Source organism: Nocardioides sp., assembly GCF_030150155.1.
Lineage (GTDB): Bacteria > Actinomycetota > Actinomycetes > Propionibacteriales > Nocardioidaceae > Nocardioides.
Map to the genome: position 1 here is coordinate 32,684 of NZ_JASLGR010000016.1, position 16,963 is coordinate 49,646.

A 16,963-nucleotide genomic window follows, 5' to 3' on the forward strand; every position below is an offset into this window, starting at 1 on the left:
CTGATAGTCACCTAATCTTATCGTGTTAATCGATCAGAGGGGTGCTGATGGTGTCGGAGGCAGTGGGAGCAGTGCGCGTCGCAGAGCCGGCGCCACGCGTGCTCGTACAGCGACATTCGCGGGCCGATCGGCTCTTCCTGCACGGGGTGCGGGCGGTCGGCTACCTCACCTTCGTGCTGGTCGCCTCGATCGGCGTCTTCCTGGCACTGCAGGCCAAGCCGACGCTGTCGCACTACGGCCTGGGGTTCTTCACCGAGCAGCGCTGGCTGCCCAGCCAGGACATCGTCGGCATCGCCGCGGTCCTGGTCGGCACCATCGAGGTAGCTCTGATCGCCCTGATCATCGCGCTGCCGCTGGCGATCGGCACCGCCCTGTTCATCACCGACTGGGCCCCGCCCGCGCTGCGCCCGACGCTGGTGCGCGCCGTCGACCTGATGGCAGCGGTCCCCGGGATCGTCTTCGGCCTGTGGGTGCTGCTCTTCATCCAGCCGCATGCCGCGCACGTGTCGCACTGGCTCTCGGCGCACTTCGGCTGGATCCCGTTCTTCTACGTCCACACCGACGTCGACTACCCGATCTGGAACCAGGCACCCGGGTACGCCGCCTACCAGGGCAGCGCGTTCATCGCCGCGATCGCGGTCTCGATGATGATCTTCCCGATGGCCACCTCGGTGATGCGCGAGGTCTTCGCCGAGGCCCCGGCCGGGGAGAAGGAGGCGGCGATCGCCCTGGGCGCCACCCGCTGGGCGATGGTGCGCAAGGTCGTCCTCCCGTTCGGCAGGTCCGGCATCGTCGGCGGCTCGATGCTCGCCCTGGGCCGGGCGCTGGGTGAGACGATCAGCGTCGTCCTGATCATCAACCAGGCCTTCCACATCAAGGTCAACGTGCTCGAGTCCGGCACCGCGACGATCTCCTCGATGATCGCGATCGGCTACAAGGAGGCCACCCCCGCCCAGCTCAGCGCCCTGCTGACCTGCGGCTTCGTGCTCTTCGTGATGACCCTCGCAGTCAACACGCTGGCCTCGCGGATCGTCGCCCGCAGCCGGAGCGGAGCGGGGACCGAGCTGTGAGCCTGACCGCCCTGCGCCCGGCTCCCGACAGCCCGGCCGAGCCACCCGCGACCCCCGTCGACCCGCACGTCGACCCGCCCGCCGAGCGGCTGCGCGTCACCCGCGCCAGCACTCGCGAGGACCGCCTCACCCTGCTCGGCGCGGTGATCGGCAGCCTCGCCACCACCTGGCTGCTCTACGCCCAGATCCTGCCCTTCAGCGGCAGGATCGGCTTCGTCCTCTTCTGGTACGCCGTCTTCATCGTGTTCTACGCAGGCCTGACCGCCCTGACCCGCCCGCTGGCGGTGGTCAGCGACCGGGTGGCGAGCTGCTTCGTGGTCGCAGCCCCGGTCGTGATCGGCACCGCGCTGGCCTCGACCGTGGTGGTCACCGTCGGCAAGGGGCTGCCGGCGCTGGTGCACCTCAACTTCTTCACCTCCGACATGGCCGGGGTGCGGCCCAGCGACGCGTTCTCCTCGGGCGGGATCGCGCACGCCATCATCGGTACCCTGATCGAGGTCGCCATCGCGGTGGCCATCGCGCTGCCGCTCGGCGTCACCACCGCGGTCTTCATGTCCGAGGTCGGCGGCCGTGGCGCCCGGCTGGTACGGACCATCATCGAGGCGATGACGGCGCTGCCCTCGATCGTGGCCGGCCTGTTCGTCTACACCACCCTGATCGTCGGCCTGGGGTTCCCGAGCAGCGGTCTGGCCGCCGCGCTGGCGCTGGCGGTGATGGGCCTGCCGATCATGGCGCGTGCTGCCGACGTGGTGCTGCGGGTCGTGCCCGGGGGCCTGCGGGAGGCGTCGTACGCCCTGGGTGCCGGGCAGTGGCAGACGGTCTGGCGGGTGGTGCTTCCGACCGCGCGACCCGGTCTGGCCACGGCCCTGATCCTCGGCATCGCCCGGATGGTGGGGGAGACCAGCCCCCTGATCCTGACCAGCGGCGCGAGCACCTTCTTCAACGCCGACCCGCTGCACAACCCGATGAACTCGCTGCCGCTGTTCATCTACAACGCCGTCTCCTCGGGGGAGCCCGGCTTCGAGACCCGCGGGTACGCCGCAGCCACGGTGCTGCTGGTCCTCGTCCTGGTCCTGTTCGTCCTTGCCCGCTTCGTCGCCCGGAGAGCCCGATGACCCGCCCCCGACCCAGTTCTCGCCCCAGGTCCGGACCCGGAGCCCGTTCCCTGACCCGCACCGTGCGGGCCCTCGCGCTCAGCGCGGCAGCGACGGCGCTCGCCCTCGGCGGCCCGACGGCGGCCAACGCCGTCACCCACTCCCTGATCCTCGGCTCGGGCTCCAGCTGGGCGGCCAACGCGGTCAACCAGTGGGTGGCCGACGTGGCGACCCAGGGGATGCAGGTCGTCTTCACCGCCAACGGCGCGGCCCAGGGACGCCAGGACTACGCCAACAAGCTGACCCACTTCGGTGTCTCCGACATCGGCTACCGCGGCGCCGACCCGACCACCGGCACCGTCGACGACCCCAAGGGCCGCTCCTACGCCTACCTGCCGATCGCCGCCGGTGGCACCGCCTTCCCCTACCACCTGGAGGTGGGCGGTCAGAAGGTCCGCAACCTGCGGCTGTCGGGGGAGACGATCGCGAAGATCTTCACCTCGGTGATCACCAACTGGAACGACCCCCTGATCACGAAGGACAACAACGGGCATGCGCTGCCCTCGATCCCGATCATCCCGGTGGTCCACTCCGAGGGCGCGGGCGTGACCAACCAGTTCACCCGCTACCTGTCGAAGCGCTACCCGGCGATCTGGAAGGCCTGCAACGGCGGACAGGTCGCCGAGACGGAGTACTTCCCGCTCAACTGCGGGCGTGCAACGGGCAACCAGAAGGCGATGGCCGGCTCGGACGGGGTGATGAACTTCCTCAAGGCGGCCGGCGCCAACGGCGCGATCGGGATCGAGGAGTACTCCTACCCGCTGCTGGCCAACTACCCGGCCGCGAAGGTGCTCAACCAGGCCGGCTACTACACCCTGCCGACCCAGTACAACGTCGCCGTCGCGCTGACCAAGGCGGTGATCAACAAGAACCCGAAGGACCCGAACTACCTGACCCAGAACCTCGACGGGGTCTACGTCAACGCCGACAAGCGGACCTACCCGCTCAGCTCCTACGTCTACGCGATCATCCCGACCAGCGCCGATGACGCGAAGCTCACCCAGACCGGGCAGCGCCAGACGCTGGCGGACTTCCTCTACTACGGGATCTGCCAGGGGCAGTCCGAGATCGGGCCGATCGGGTACTCCAGCCTGCCGGTCAACCTGGTCACCGCCGGGTTCGAGCAGATCGCCAAGATCAAGGCCGCCGACCCGAAGGTCGACCTGACCCAGCGCGAGGTCAGCACCTGCCACAACCCGACCTTCGTCGCCGGCCACCCCGACCAGAACCACCTGGCCAAGATCGCCCCCAACCCGCCGGCGTGCGACAAGATCGGCGCCGATCCGTGCGCTGCGGGCGTCGGCTCCTACAACGGCTCGGCCCCGACCGACGCCAAGAACAACGCCGCCGGCTCCCCGTCCGGTACGACGACCACGGGCACGACCGGCACCGGCGCCGGCTCCGGGAGCGTCGGCAGCGCCCCGAGCGCGGGTGCGGCCCCCGCCACCGGCACCGGCTCCACGACCGTCGCCGCCGGGACGACCGGCACGCTGAGCGACGCCTCGCTGGCGGCCGGGTCGATCACTCCGACCACCCTGTCCCCGGACCGTGACTCGGGGCCCTCGGGGGCGCTGACCGCCCTGGTGATCGGGCTGCTCGGCATCGCCGTGGTCGGTCCGTCGGTGCTCTCGCGGGCGCTGCGGAGGCGGTCGTGAGGCGGGTATGGGGGTCCCTGATCGCGGCGCTGGCGGCGGGGTGCGCCTCGTTCGTGGTGCTGCTCCCGGCGGCTCCGGCGGCCAGCTCGGCGACCGGTGTGACCGTCTCCGGGGAGGTCTCGCGGACCTTCTACGACGAGACCGGCACTGCCACCGAGGCCGACCGGCGCACCGTGCGGCTGACGGTCTCGGCCACCACCAACCTGCGCAGCCGCCAGCAGATCGACGTCTCCTGGAGCGGCGCGCACCCCACCGGCGGGGTGGCGCTGGACCTCACCTCGGCCACCGCGGCCCGCGAGGAGTACCCGTTCGTGCTGCTGCAGTGCCGGGGCCAGGGCGCTGCGGTCACCCCGAAGACCTGCTGGACCGCCAGCGACGGGGAGCGCTACCAGCGGTCCAGCCCGACCGCGTTCAAGTGGCCCGCCTGGCGCTCGGACGCGGCGGCCACGGTCGCCGAGCGCGCCCAGTTCGTCGGCGCACCCGACCCGATGCCGTCGGCCTGCCCGACGGTGACCAGCGGGGCGTCGCGGTGGGTGCCGTTCGTGGCCGCCGACGGCACCACGTACGCCGGTGGCCCCTCCGGCTGTGCCGGGACCGCACCGGAGTCCGCGGAGGTCTCCGACATCGGACTGCCCAGCAACACGACGTACGGCGTCACGGGTGCCAACGGCAAGGGGAGCACCCGGTTCAGCATCTGGACCGGCGACGACAACGGCTCCCTGGGCTGCTCGGCGAGCACCGCCTGCTCGCTGGTCGCGATCCCGATCGAGGGGCTCAGCTGCGACGCGTGGGGGACGCAGCTGCCTGCGAGTGCGGCCAAGCCGACCGGCAACGACGCCACCCGTGCCGACGCCGCCTGCCGGGGCACCGACGCCTACCAGGCCGGGGACCTGCAGCGGCCCGGCGACTACAACCTGTCCACCTCGGGGCTGCTGTGGTGGTCGGCGTCGAACTGGGACAACCGGATCCAGGTGCCGCTCTCCTTCGCCCTGACCTCCAGCGTGTGCGGCGTGGTCAACAAGACCAGCCCGCTCTCGCTGTACGGCTCGATCCTGTTCAACGAGGTCGCCGCCCAATGGACCCCGAAGTTCTGCACCACCCGCAGCCTCGACCCGATCATCCAGGTGCAGGCCGCCGACGGCGCGGCCCGCTCGATGATCGACGCCGGCACCGCGACCGTCGCGCTGTCGACCTTCGCCCCCGACGACGGCTATCAACGCCCCGCGGTGCAGGCACCGGTCGGGGTGAGCGGTTTCGCGATCGCGTTCACCGCCGACGACGCCGACGGGCAACGGCTGACCTCGCTCCGGCTCGACGCCCGGCTGATCGCCAAGCTGCTCAGCGAGTCCTATCCGGGCAACACCCAGCTGGCCCGGGCCTACGCCCCGCTGGCGGACAACCCGCTCAACCTGCTCGACGACCCCGAGTTCCAGGCCCTCAACCCGGACGCGCCGCACCTGGGCGTCTTCGAGGCGGCCTCGACCCTGCTCACCCTCAACACCGACTCCGACCTGATGCGGGCACTGACCAGCTACCTCGACCAGGACACCGAGGCCCGCGACTTCCTCAACGGCGTCCCGGACCCGTGGGGGATGAAGGTCAACCCGAACTACCGGCACATCGAGCTGCCGGTCTCGCAGTGGCCGCAGCTCGACACGTTCACCCTGGAGCACGACACGCTCTGCTACAACTACAGCCCCGCGCCGTATCTGGGGCTGATCGCGAGCCCGGTCGGCCAGCTCGCCACCCTGATCCAGGACGTCCAGTACGCCATCTCGAACGTCACCCTGCTCTGCTCCGGTGACGCCGACGCCGGCAACCCCGCCACCCTGAAGCTGCGTCCGCAGGGCCGCCAGACCCCCGGGCGGCGGTTCCTGCTCGGCCTGGTGCCGCTCTCGGCGGCCTCGCGCTACGGCCTCGATGTGGCCGACCTGCAGACCACCAGCTCGGTGCCGCTGGCCGACACCTTCACCAGTGCTCAGGGCAGGACCTTCGTCGCCCCCGACACCGCCGGTCTGAAGGCCGGAGCGGCCCTGCTGACCCCCGACACCGACCGGGGGCTGTGGACGCTGCCCTACGCCAGCCTGCACACCGCCGCCGGGGCGCGGGCCTACCCGGGCACGATGCCGATCTTCGCCACCGTGCCCGTCGAGGGCCTGAGCAGTGCCACCGCGGCCCGGGCGGCGCAGTTCCTGCGCTACGCCGCGGGGCCCGGGCAGAGCACCGGGATCGCGATCGGCCAGCTGCCGGCCGGTCTGCTGCCGCTGACCAAGGCCTCGGGGCTGGGGGCGCTGGCGACGTACACGACCTGTGCGGCCCAGGCCGTCGCCGCCCAGAGCGGACAGGTGCCGCGGGTCGGGCTGACCTCGTGCCCGACCACCGCGTCGGCGAGCCCGAGCGCGAGTACGTCGGCCACGCCCGCCGTCGTCCCGGCGGCACCGTCCCTGGCGATCCCGGACGTGGTGCCCTCCGCGCCCGCCGCCGGGGGCACCGTGCCGGTCGCCGCCCCCGGCGTCGCCACGGTCGCCGAGCCGGTGCTGACTGTCGCCGCGACCACCGGGTTCGGGCGCTACGGGCTGCCCAGCGCCGCCTTCGCCGCGGTCGCGCTGTTGGTCTTCGGTGCCGGGCTGCGCTGGGGTGAGGCGCTCTCGGCTCAGCTGGTGGGGGCACTGCGGCGGGTGCGGCGGGTGCGGCGGTGAGCGCGACCGACACGGCTTCGGCCGAGGCCTCGGCCTCGGCTCAGGTTCCGGCCCCGACCCGGACCCAGGTTCGGAGCGAGGGTGTCGACGCCCGACCGCTCCCGCCCTCGGGGCGGGAGAACCGCCTGGTCGTCTCCGAGATCGCCCTGGCCGTGGCGATCGTGCTCGGCTGGGGGCTGCTCTACCTGGTCGTGCTCAGTGGCTTCCAGGCCGGTCACACCCAGTCCCGGCTCTATCCCGAGCTCCGTTCGGCGCTGGCCGAGGGGGTCGCCCCGACCGGTGCCCCGATCGCCGCCGGGACACCGGTGGCGCTGCTCGACATCCCCGGTGCGGGGCTGCGCGACGAGGTCGTGGTCGAGGGGGCGACGTCGTCGCTGCTGCGTGGGGGAGCGGGGCATGTCCGCGGTTCGGTGCTGCCCGGCCAGGTCGGCACCAGCGTGGTGCAGGGCCGTTCGCTCAGCTTCGGGGCGCCGTTCGGCTCGATCGCGGCGCTGCCGGTGGGGTCCCAGATCGCGGTCACCACCCAGCAGGGCGCCTTCACCTACCGCGTGATCGGCGTACGCCGGGCTGGTGCGGCAGTGCCGACGCTGGCGGCCGGGGCGGGGCGACTGGTGCTCGTCACCGCCGACGGCCACGGGCTGAGCAGGTCGGGGACCGTCTACGTGGACGCGGACCTGGTCGGGAAGGTGGCCCCGGCGGGTGCCGTGGCCGCGGTCGATCCCGCCGACGCCCCGATGAGTCGTGACACCGGCGTGGTGACGGTCGCGCTGCTCGCGCTGGCCCTCCAGGTGCTGATCCTGGCGGCGGGCTGGGCGGTGTGGGCGCGGCTGCGCTGGTCGCTGGTCGCGGCCTGGACGACCGGGCTGCCGGCAGTGCTGGCGGCGTTGTGGCTGGTCTCGTCGGTGGGGAGCCGGCTGTTGCCGAGCCTGGTCTGAGGGCAGGCCGCGCGGGTCTAGACCGCTCGTCTCACTCCTGTCCACATCCTGAACTTTTCCTATTAAGTCCAGTTTTCTACTCTACTTTATGTCGTGTTACCGCGATCCGATCCGTCGGACGACAGAAAGGCACAGCCCATGATTCAGCGACGCACGCGCGTCGGCGCCGCCGTCCTCGGGTCCCTCGCCGTCGCCGGCCTGGCCCTGAGCCAGGCCGCTCCCGTCCACGCCGACCCCGCCGCCCAGGCCGGCGACGTCGTCGGCGTCGGGTCCGACATCATCCAGAACTCGGTGAACTTCCTCGCCGACGGCTACGCCGGCCTGCCCGGCTACAACACCGCAGGCAACCGGCACCGGGTCTTCAACTACGACGCCACCGGCGACGCCAACAGCCGCAACGCGTTCACCGACCCGGCCCTGGGCACCGCCGAGAACCTCAACGCCACCGTGGTGGTGCGCGGTGGCACCTCGCCGATCCGGCGCCCCAACGGCGGCGGTAAGGGCATCACCGCCCTGCTCAACGACGGTGACCCGACCAACGGCAACCGGATCCAGTTCGCCCGCACCCCCAACGCGCTCAGCGCCACCCAGAAGTCCACCGCGCTGGGTACCGGCGGGATCGGCAGCTATCGCACCATCCAGTTCGCCAAGGACGTCCAGTACGTCGCCACCGCGACCACCACCAACGCGCCGCCGGCCCTCTCGGTCGCCGACCTGGCCTGGATCTACACCCACTCCGGCGCCACCTGGGCCCAGCTCAAGGCGGGCGTGAGTGACCTGGGGAGCTGGACCCCGCCCGCCCCGAACGCCACCATCGTGCCGCTGCTGCCGCAGGACGGCGCCGGGGTGCAGCAGGTCTTCCTCAAGGCCCTCGGCCTGTGGAGCAGCGGCTCCAAGGCCTCCACGGTGAACTGGGTGCAGCAGGTCAAGCAGAACGACCCGACCACGATCACCACGCTCAGCGCCGAGGAGAAGCCCAACGCGCTGGTGCCGTTCCCGCAGGGGCGCTACACGCTGCTCAACGACCACTACTTCTACCCGGCCACCAAGACTGAGGCGATCGCCGCCGGCACCGGCACCGCCGACCCGGGCGACTACAACTCGGCCAACCTCGGCACCCCGCTCGGCACCGGCGGGATCGCGCTCCAGACCGGCACCGGCGCGTTCAAGACCGACATCCGCTACCTGGTCGTGTTCCGTGAGTCCGACGCCACGTCGACCACGCCGTGGCAGCCGGGCAGCACCCTGAACTGGGTGCAGTCGCTCTTCTACAACGAGGACTACGACGCCGACTCCACGTCGAACACGGTGCTGCCGCCGTACGTCCAGAGCCCGGCCGGCAAGCAGATCCTCACCCAGCTCGGGTTGACGCCGACGTACAAGGACTTCGGCACCGACTACACCGAGTAGCCCCAGACTCCGGTCGGCCCGACGCGGCGCACCCCCGCCCGGGCCGGCCGGACCCCTCCCGCGCCTCCCGCCCAGCCCCACCACGGACACGAAAGGACCGCCATGACCTTGCTCGAGAACCCCGACGTTGTAGCCGTCCCCGGTCGCTCCCGGCGGCCCGTGGTCGCTCTGGTCGTGGCGGTGCTGCTCGTCGGCGCCGTGGCCGTGGGCGTGGTGCGGTTCGTGCATCGGAGCCCGAGCACGCCGCCGTACGCCGACGCCGCGGCGACCGGGCGGATCGCGCTGTGCACCTCCGACGGCGCCGCGGTGACCTCGGGGTCGACCACCGCACCGCTGGCCGCCGTGGTCCGTGGCCACGCGGCGATCCCGGCAGGGGAGGGGCAGACCGCGACGTTGTTCGCGTTCCAGCCGCGCCAGGGCGCCGAGTCCTCGGAGTGGAGCGGCCTCGCCCTGAGCGCCGCGACCCTGGTGCACGGGGAGCCGACCGCCAGGCTCACCCTCGGCGCCGACACCATCACGCTGCGTCAGTTCCTGGCCGGCTACCCGGCGACCTGGGACGGCTGGGTGCAGCTGCGGCTGCTGGTCGGCTCCACGGCCGACGGCGTCGGCACGGCTACCTACGACGCACTCGACCTGACCATCGACGGGGATCGCTGGCGCGCGGTCGACCCCGGCAGCTGTGCCTCCTGACCCGCCGCCCCCGATCTCCCGAGAGGAACTCCCGTGAAGAACACCCACCGTCTGCGGCTCCCCGCCGTCACGCTCACCCTGGCCGGCCTGCTCGCCGGCGGCGGCCTCGCCGCTGCGGGGATCACCGCCGTCCACGCCGCCAGCGAGGCGCCCTGGCAGGCCGCCTCGGTGAAGAGCCCGAACGCGGTCGGCACGATCAGCCTGGTCGACGCCGCCGGCCAGCCGGTCACCTCGGGCTCCGTCGACGCACCGCTGGCCGCCTACGCGGTGGGCTCGGGCGGGCTGCGCTCGGGCGACACCATCGCCTCGCTCGCCCTCTACACGCCGTACGCCGCCTCCGGCACGCCCGCCAACGCCGACGCCTGGAGTGGCGTCACGATCGCCGCCCCGACCGCGCAGACCGGCCTGCCGGGCTTCGCCTCCGGGCCGAGCGTCAACCTGACCGGGTCGGTGCCGCTGGCGCAGTACCTCGGCGGCTTCTCCAACACTGTCAGCACCGCGGGCTACGAGGGCAGCTACGAGCTGAGGCTGACCACCGGCGCGCCGGGCCGTGCGTTCAGCACGTCGTACGACGTGCTCGACCTGCAGGTCTCCCAGGGGCAGTGGCATCTGTATGGCGAGACCACGGTCGAGCCGACCGGCCCCGCCTCCCCGACGGCGACCACCACCACGAGCCCCGGCCCGTCGGCGGCCTGCCAGGCGGCGACGGCGGCCGCGAAGTCCGCCAGCGCGACCCTGGCCACCGCCACCACCGCGTCGGCGAAGGCCGCCGGTGCGCTCGCCAAGGCCTCCTCTCCGGCGAGCGTCAAGGCCCTGATCAAGGCCAACGCGAAGGTCACCGCGGCCCAGGCCAAGGTCGCCACCGCGCAGGCCAAGGTCAAGGCCGCCACCTCGGCAAGCGCCAAGAAGAAGGCCGCAGCGGCGTTGACCAAGGCGAAGAAGGCACTCAAGACCGCCCAGAAGAGCGCGAAGAAGGCTGCCACCAAGGCCGGCTCGGCCGGGCGGACCTACACCGCCGCGGTGAAGACGGCCGCGACCGCCCTGGCTGCCAAGACCCGGGCGGCGAGCGCCGCCGCGAAGGCCGCCGCAGCCAAGGCGGCTGCCTGCAAGTGAGCACCCTGACCGCCTCCAGCGCGACCCCGGCAGCCGCCGGGTCGACCCCGCCTGGGGCCGACTCCGGCGCTGACGGTGCCCTCACGCGTGCGGTCGCAGGACCTGTCTCGGGAGAGCCCGCGCCGCTCGTCGCCACGACGGCGCGCGCTCTGGAGGCGGACTCCGTCTCGGCGTGGTTCGGTCGGCGCAAGGTCCTGGACCGGGTCTCGCTGACCATGCCCGCCGGCCAGGTCACGGCCCTGATCGGCCCCTCGGGGTGCGGGAAGTCGACGTTCCTGCGGATCCTGAACCGGATGCACGAGCTGGTCCCCGGCGCCGCGCTGGCCGGGTCGGTGATGCTCGACGGGCACGACCTCTACGACCCCGAACGGCCGCTGACCGAGGCCCGCCGCTCGATCGGGATGGTCTTCCAGAAGCCCAACCCGTTCCCGGCGATGTCGATCCGGGACAACGTGCTCGCCGGCCTCTCCCTGACCGGGGTGCGGGTGCGCAAGGACGAGGCCGCGGCGCTCACCGAGGTGTCGCTGCGCCGCGCCGGGCTGTGGGACGAGGTCAAGGACCGCCTCACCCAGCCGGGCTCGGCACTCTCGGGCGGGCAGCAGCAACGGCTGTGCATCGCCCGCTCCCTGGCGGTCTCGCCCCAGGTGCTGCTGATGGACGAGCCCTGCTCCGCCCTCGACCCGACCTCGACCCGGGTGGTGGAGGAGACGATCCTGGCCATCGCCGCCGACGTCACGGTCGTGATCGTCACCCACAACATGCAGCAGGCCCGCCGGGTCTCCGACCAGTGCGGCTTCTTCCTCGCCGGGGCCGGCGAGCCCGGGGTGATCGTCGAGCACGGCGACACCGAGGCGATGTTCACCGACCCGATCGACCCTCGGACCGCCGACTACGTCCACGGTCGGTTCGGCTGAGGCCCCGTGAGCGCCGTACGCTTGCAGGCGTTATGTCGACGTCTGCCAACACCCCTGTGAGCGCACCCGCGAGCGAGTCTGCGAGCACGCCGCGCACCTACGAGGTCAAGACCTACGGGTGCCAGATGAACGTCCACGACTCCGAGCGACTCTCGGGGCTGCTGGAGGGCGCCGGCTACCTGCGCTGGGATCCCGAGCAGGGCGAGGCCGCCGACGTGGTCGTGTTCAACACCTGCGCGGTGCGGGAGAACGCCGACAACAAGCTCTACGGCAACCTCGGCCACCTCTCCTCGGTGAAGGCCAAGCGACCCGGCATGCAGATCGCCGTCGGTGGCTGCCTGGCGCAGAAGGACCGCGACACCATCACGACCAAGGCCCCCTGGGTCGACGTCGTCTTCGGCACGCACAACATCGGCTCGCTGCCGGTGCTGCTGGAGCGCGCCCGGGTGATGGAGGAGGCCCAGGTCGAGATCCTGGAGTCCCTCGAGGTCTTCCCGTCCACGCTGCCGACCCGTCGCGAGTCGCCGTACGCCGCCTGGGTGTCGGTCTCCGTCGGCTGCAACAACACCTGCACCTTCTGCATCGTCCCCGCGCTGCGCGGCAAGGAGAAGGACCGCCGCCCCGGCGAGATCCTGGCCGAGATCGAGGCGCTGGTCGCCGAAGGGGTCTCCGAAATCACCCTGCTGGGCCAGAACGTCAACGCGTACGGCGTCGAGTTCGGCGACCGGCAGGCGTTCTCCAAGCTGCTGCGCGCGTGCGGCCAGATCGAGGGCCTGGAGCGGGTCCGGTTCACCAGCCCGCACCCGGCCGAGTTCACCGATGACGTGATCGAGGCGATGGCCGAGACCCCGAACGTGATGCCGTCGCTGCACATGCCGCTCCAGTCCGGTTCGAGCAGGGTGCTCCAGGAGATGCGCCGGTCCTACCGGCAGCAGAAGTTCCTCGACATCATCCACAAGGTCAAGGCCGCCATCCCGGACGCCGCGATCACCACCGACATCATCATCGGCTTCCCCGGCGAGACCGAGGAGGACTTCCTCGAGACGCTCAAGGTGGTCGAGGAGTCGCGCTTCGCCAGCGCCTTCACCTTCCAGTACTCCAAGCGTCCCGGCACCCCGGCGGCCACGATGGAGGGCCAGATCGACCCGGCCGTCGTCACCGATCGCTACCAGCGACTGGTCGCCGTGCAGAACCGGATCAGCCACGAGGAGAACCAGGCCCAGGAGGGCCGCACCCTCGACGTGATGGTCGCCGAGGGCGAGGGCCGCAAGGACACCGAGACCGGACGTCTCTCCGGTCGCGCTCCCGACAACCGGCTGGTCCACTTCGCCGCCGGCTCCCTGGAGTACGGCGTCGACGTCCGCCCCGGCGATGTCGTCACCGTCACCATCACGCGTGGTGCGCCGCACTACCTGGAGGCCGACTCCGGGGTGCACGCGGTGCGTCGTACGAAGGCCGGCGACGTCTGGGAGCGCAGCCAGGGCAAGCCCGCGCAGGCAGAGACCCGCACGGTCGGCCTGGGCCTGCCCACGGTCGGGGTACCGGCTCCGCTGCCGGACGCACCTGTCTGCGGCTGATCCACAGCCGTGATCGGCGTAGCGTGAGCGTCACCCAGTGACTGTCACGCTACGCCGATCGGCGCGGTTCAGGCCTCGGGGTGCTCCTTGAACACCTCGGCGGCGTCAGCGGCGTTCTCGGTCGGCTCGGTGCCGAACTCGGTGGAGTACTCCACGTCGGTGACCTTCTCGCCCGTCTCCGGATCGCCGGCGTCGGTGACGAGCTTGCCCATCGTGCCCTTGGTGCCGGTGGCGACCTTGTCGATCTTGTCGGTGTACTTGCCGTGCGTCTTCTCGTCGATCTTGGCGGCGGCCTTGTCCACGTAGCCGCCCTCGTCGATCTTCTGGGCGGCACCTGCCGCAGCCAGCTTGATCGACTCCCCGGCCTTGTCGGCGGCCTCCTTGGCGATGCCGGCGGCCTCGGCGGCGCGCTCCTTGGCCTTGTCGAAGAAGCTCATGGGTTCTCCCTGGCGTCAGGCGGCCCGAGTGGCCGCGCCTGAGGCCAGCGTAGGTCGTCGGGTGAAGCGCGCCCAGAGGCTGCGACTAGTCGGTCGAGGAGAACCCGAACGTGAGGTACGGCGCCACCGCCACGCCCGAGGCGACCTGAGCGTGCAGCAGGCTCAGCAGATGGGCCTCGTGCGGCACCATCGGGGCCGGCAGCGCGTCCAGGGCGAACCAGTCCAGCGCACTGGCCTTGTCCGGCTCCTGGATCGCGGGCTCGCCGGCCCAGGTCCGGGCGGTGAAGAAGAAGTCGATCCGCTCGTCGATCGCCTCACCGCCCGCGGTGCGGTGCATCGAGGCGAGGAACGTGACGTCGATGTCGTGCAGGCCGAGCTCCTCGACGGCCTCCCGCGCCACCGCGACGTACGCCGTCTCGCCCTGCTCGACGTGGCCGGCGGCCGCAGCGGCCCAGTGTCCGGCCATGTAGGGCACCCCGGGTCCGCGCTGCTGGAGCAGCACCTCGGTGGTGCCGGCGTCGGTGGTGCGCAGCAGGTACAGGTAGGCCGCCGGGACCACGACGAAGCGGTCGTGACTCACCGGCGGCCTCCCCGCGTCAGATGGAGAGAGGTCACTCCAGGCCGAGCTTGTCGGTCAGCTTGTCGGCAGCGGCGTCGACCTTGTCGTCGTACTTGCCGCCGGTCTTGTCCGAGATGACGTCCTTGGCCTTCTCGATGCCGTCCTTCACCTTGTCCGGGTTCTTCTGCGCCAGGTCCTCAGCCTTGCCGAGCGCGTCGTCCAAAAAGCCCATGCTTCCCCCTCGGGTCGTCGGCCCGTCCGAGTGCGGACCGTGTCGATGAAACACTAGGCCCATGCACGAAACGGCGGCCACGCCCGGGTCCGAGAATCCATCAGATCCGGGGACGACGCCGATCGTCGCGGTGGTGGGGGCGACGGCCTCAGGCAAGACCGGCCTCTCCCTCGATCTGGCCGAGGCGCTCGGCGGGGAGATCCTCAACACCGACGCGATGCAGGTCTACCGCGGCATGGACATCGGCACCGCGAAGCTCCCGCTCGCCCAGCGCCGGGGCGTCACGCACCACCTGATGGACCTGCTCGACCTCGGTCAGCAGGCCAGCGTCGCCGACTTCCAGACCCTGGCTCGTGACCTGATCGCCTCGCTCCGGGCCAGCAGCGTGACCCCGATCCTGGTCGGCGGCAGCGCCCTCTACACCCGCGCCATCGTCGACCGGTTCGACTTCCCCGGCACCGATCCGGCCGTCCGGGCGCGGCTGGAGGCCGAGCTGGAGGAGTCGGGCCCGGCGGTGCTGTTCGCGCGGCTGCGCGAGCTCGATCCGCTCAGCGCCAGCCGGATGGAGCCCGACAACGGTCGCCGGATCGTGCGGGCGCTGGAGGTGATCGAGCTGACCGGGGCGCCCTTCTCGGCTCGCCTGCCCGTCGCCGAGTACGTCGACCCGCACACGATCCAGATCGGGGTGGCGATCGAGCGCGAGGAGCTGGAGCCCCGGATCGTGCAGCGTGTCCTGCAGATGTTCGACGACGGCTTCGTCGCCGAGGTCGAGGCGCTGCTGGCACGCGGGCTGCTCGAGACCCGGACGGCCGCCACCGCGATCGGCTACCGCGAGGTCGCCCAGCTCCTGGCCGGCGACCTCACCCGGGAGCAGGCGATCGAGCGGACCGTGATCAAGACCCGCCAGTTCGCCCGCCGTCAGGACCAGTGGTTCCGCAAGGACCCACGCGTGGTCTGGGTGCGGTACGACGATCCCGCGCGGGTCCAGAAGGCACTCGACGCGATCGCTACGCTGGAGCGGTGAGCCAGCAGCCGAGCGAGCAGCCCGAGCAGCCCGAGCCGTCAGGGGAGTGGACCGACGTCCGCTCGGTCGACGAGCTCGTCGCGATCCTGGGCGAGCCCAACGAGCGGGCCGCGAACAAGGGCCGCCCGGCACTGCTGGAGGTCGACCGTGCCTGGCTGGCCGCCTCCCCGTTCTGCGTGCTGGCCACCGCCGATGCCGAGGGCAACGCCGACGCCTCGCCGAAGGGCGATCCGGCAGGGCAGCTGGTGCACGTCCTGGACGACACCACGATCGCGATCGCCGAGCGGCCGGGCAACCGGCGGGCCGACGGCTACCGCAACATGCTGGCCAACCCGCACGTCGGGCTGCTCTTCCTGATCCCCGGTCGCACCGACACGCTGCGGATCAACGGCCGCGCACGGCTGGTCTCCGACGCCCCGTTCTTCGACGAGATGGTGGTCAAGGGGCATCGCCCGGTGCTCGCGGCGGTGGTCGAGATCGACGACATCTTCTTCCACTGCGCCAAGGCGTTCCTGCGCAGCGGGCTGTGGGAGCCCGAGACCTGGACGCGGGCGCCGCAGGTGCCACGCCGTGCGGTGATCGCGAAGGAATACGAAGGCGCTCGCGAGAGCGTTGAAGAGCTGGACGCCTACTACGGCGACGCGTACAAGAAGGGCCTCTACGGATGAGCTACCCGTTCCTCAAGGGACACGGCACCGAGAACGACTTCGTGCTGCTGCCCGACCACGACGGCACCGTCCACGGTGACCTCGCGGTCGAGCGGATCGTCGCGCTGTGCGACCGCCGGGCCGGGATCGGCGCCGACGGGGTGCTCCGGGTGGTGCGGACCTCGGTGATCGACCCGTCGCTGGCAAGCGAGGCCGAGTGGTTCATGGACTACCGCAACGCCGACGGCTCCATCGCCGAGATGTGCGGCAACGGCACCCGGGTCTTCGCCCGGCACCTGATCGCCGAGGGCCTGGTCGACGCCGGTGCCCCGATCCCGATCGCCACCCGCGCCGGGATCAAGACCGTCGCGGTGGTCGGGGACGAGCTGGTCGTCGACATCGGGGAGCCGCAGCTGCTCGGCTCCAGCGCGGTCTCGGTCGGGGACTGGACCTGGCCCGCACGCCACGTCGACATGGGCAACCCGCACGCCGTCGCCTTCGTCGAGTCGCTGGCCGCCGACGGTCCGGTCGGACCGTTGAGTGCGGAGCCGGGCTTCGACCACGACGTGTACCCGCACGGGGTCAACGTCGAGTTCGTCCAGCGGATCGCCGAGCACCACGTCGCGATGCGGGTGCACGAGCGGGGCTCGGGGGAGACCCGGTCGTGCGGCACCGGGGCGTGTGCGGTGATGGTGACGACCGCCGACGCCGACGGGGCGCCGCGGGACACGGCGTACACGGTCGATGTGCCGGGTGGTCGGCTGACGATCACCTGGACCGCAGCCAACCGGGTCCTGCTGCAGGGGCCCGCCGAGATCGTCGCGGCGGGGACGACCGACCTCTAGCC

At 71.6% G+C, this 16,963-nt stretch carries 16 protein-coding genes; 13 read left to right on the plus strand and 3 right to left on the minus strand.

Features of this window, described 5'->3' with window-relative positions; genetic code table 11:
- Positions 1–98 precede the first annotated feature (98 nt).
- From pstC to miaB, 10 genes are all read left to right on the plus strand, one after another.
- On the plus strand, positions 99–1,070 hold the full coding sequence (gene pstC / locus Q1V88_RS03360; RefSeq protein WP_300677869.1) for a phosphate ABC transporter permease subunit PstC: 972 nt from the start codon (positions 99–101) through the stop codon (positions 1,068–1,070).
- Entirely contained in the window at positions 1,067–2,185 is a 1,119-nt protein-coding gene (gene pstA, locus Q1V88_RS03365; RefSeq protein ID WP_300677872.1) for a phosphate ABC transporter permease PstA, read from the plus strand. The genes pstC and pstA overlap by 4 nt, the downstream gene beginning before the upstream one ends.
- A gap of 62 nt (positions 2,186–2,247) precedes the next feature.
- A complete protein-coding gene (locus Q1V88_RS03370) occupies positions 2,248–3,879 on the plus strand; it encodes a substrate-binding domain-containing protein (protein ID WP_300677874.1) in 1,632 nt (543 codons plus the stop codon).
- Positions 3,876–6,578: a hypothetical protein gene (locus tag Q1V88_RS03375; RefSeq protein WP_300677877.1), complete on the plus strand. Its 2,703-nt coding sequence runs from the start codon at positions 3,876–3,878 to the stop codon at positions 6,576–6,578. Before Q1V88_RS03370 ends, Q1V88_RS03375 begins: the two co-directional genes overlap by 4 nt.
- Positions 6,575–7,513: a sortase gene (locus Q1V88_RS03380; protein ID WP_300677880.1), complete on the plus strand. Its 939-nt coding sequence runs from the start codon at positions 6,575–6,577 to the stop codon at positions 7,511–7,513. The genes Q1V88_RS03375 and Q1V88_RS03380 overlap by 4 nt, the downstream gene beginning before the upstream one ends.
- Before the next feature lie 138 nt (positions 7,514–7,651).
- Positions 7,652–8,923, plus strand: coding sequence for a hypothetical protein (locus tag Q1V88_RS03385; protein WP_300677882.1), 1,272 nt, complete (start codon positions 7,652–7,654; stop codon positions 8,921–8,923).
- A 102-nt stretch (positions 8,924–9,025) separates the two neighbouring features.
- A complete protein-coding gene (locus Q1V88_RS03390; protein ID WP_300677885.1) occupies positions 9,026–9,613 on the plus strand; it encodes a hypothetical protein in 588 nt (195 codons plus the stop codon).
- A gap of 33 nt (positions 9,614–9,646) precedes the next feature.
- Positions 9,647–10,726, plus strand: coding sequence for a hypothetical protein (locus Q1V88_RS03395; protein WP_300677888.1), 1,080 nt, complete (start codon positions 9,647–9,649; stop codon positions 10,724–10,726).
- A gap of 149 nt (positions 10,727–10,875) precedes the next feature.
- Entirely contained in the window at positions 10,876–11,640 is a 765-nt protein-coding gene (locus Q1V88_RS03400; protein ID WP_300678234.1) for a phosphate ABC transporter ATP-binding protein, read from the plus strand.
- Between the two features lie 56 nt (positions 11,641–11,696).
- A complete protein-coding gene (gene miaB, locus Q1V88_RS03405) occupies positions 11,697–13,217 on the plus strand; it encodes a tRNA (N6-isopentenyl adenosine(37)-C2)-methylthiotransferase MiaB (RefSeq protein WP_300677890.1) in 1,521 nt (506 codons plus the stop codon).
- Between the two features lie 68 nt (positions 13,218–13,285).
- On the opposite strand, the gene Q1V88_RS03410 is transcribed toward miaB, so the two are convergent.
- The 3 genes from Q1V88_RS03410 to Q1V88_RS03420 all read right to left on the minus strand — a co-directional run bounded on the left by Q1V88_RS03410 (position 13,286) and on the right by Q1V88_RS03420 (position 14,445).
- Entirely contained in the window at positions 13,286–13,654 is a 369-nt protein-coding gene (locus Q1V88_RS03410; RefSeq protein ID WP_300677893.1) for an antitoxin, read from the minus strand.
- Positions 13,655–13,739: 85 nt separating this feature from the next.
- Positions 13,740–14,234: an NUDIX domain-containing protein gene (locus Q1V88_RS03415; protein ID WP_300677896.1), complete on the minus strand. Its 495-nt coding sequence runs from the start codon at positions 14,232–14,234 to the stop codon at positions 13,740–13,742.
- A 31-nt stretch (positions 14,235–14,265) separates the two neighbouring features.
- Positions 14,266–14,445 (minus strand): antitoxin, encoded by a 180-nt coding sequence (locus Q1V88_RS03420; protein WP_300677898.1) that lies wholly within the window; start codon positions 14,443–14,445, stop codon positions 14,266–14,268.
- Positions 14,446–14,506: 61 nt separating this feature from the next.
- Between Q1V88_RS03420 and miaA the strand changes: the two genes are divergently transcribed.
- From miaA to dapF, 3 genes are read left to right on the plus strand one after another with little or no spacing between them, the layout of a single operon-like run.
- Positions 14,507–15,469 carry a tRNA (adenosine(37)-N6)-dimethylallyltransferase MiaA gene (miaA, locus tag Q1V88_RS03425; protein WP_300677900.1) on the plus strand — a complete coding sequence of 321 codons (963 nt, stop codon included), beginning with the start codon at positions 14,507–14,509 and terminating at the stop codon, positions 15,467–15,469.
- Positions 15,466–16,137: a pyridoxamine 5'-phosphate oxidase family protein gene (locus tag Q1V88_RS03430; protein WP_300677903.1), complete on the plus strand. Its 672-nt coding sequence runs from the start codon at positions 15,466–15,468 to the stop codon at positions 16,135–16,137. The genes miaA and Q1V88_RS03430 overlap by 4 nt, the downstream gene beginning before the upstream one ends.
- Positions 16,134–16,961 carry a diaminopimelate epimerase gene (gene dapF, locus Q1V88_RS03435; protein ID WP_300677906.1) on the plus strand — a complete coding sequence of 276 codons (828 nt, stop codon included), beginning with the start codon at positions 16,134–16,136 and terminating at the stop codon, positions 16,959–16,961. Before Q1V88_RS03430 ends, dapF begins: the two co-directional genes overlap by 4 nt.
- The last annotated feature ends 2 nt before the right edge of the window (positions 16,962–16,963 follow it).

What these genes read in the sequence shown, in the direction of transcription:
- Q1V88_RS03385 (WP_300677882.1), top strand. Translation starts at nt 7,652, where the DNA reads ATGATTCAGCGACGCACGCGCGTCGGCGCCGCCGTCCTCGGGTCCCTC.
- Q1V88_RS03390 (WP_300677885.1), top strand. Translation starts at nt 9,026, where the DNA reads ATGACCTTGCTCGAGAACCCCGACGTTGTAGCCGTCCCCGGTCGCTCC.
- Q1V88_RS03410 (WP_300677893.1), bottom strand. Translation starts at nt 13,654, where the DNA reads ATGAGCTTCTTCGACAAGGCCAAGGAGCGCGCCGCCGAGGCCGCCGGC.
- Q1V88_RS03420 (WP_300677898.1), bottom strand. Translation starts at nt 14,445, where the DNA reads ATGGGCTTTTTGGACGACGCGCTCGGCAAGGCTGAGGACCTGGCGCAG.
- miaA (WP_300677900.1), top strand. Translation starts at nt 14,507, where the DNA reads ATGCACGAAACGGCGGCCACGCCCGGGTCCGAGAATCCATCAGATCCG.
- dapF (WP_300677906.1), top strand. Translation starts at nt 16,134, where the DNA reads ATGAGCTACCCGTTCCTCAAGGGACACGGCACCGAGAACGACTTCGTG.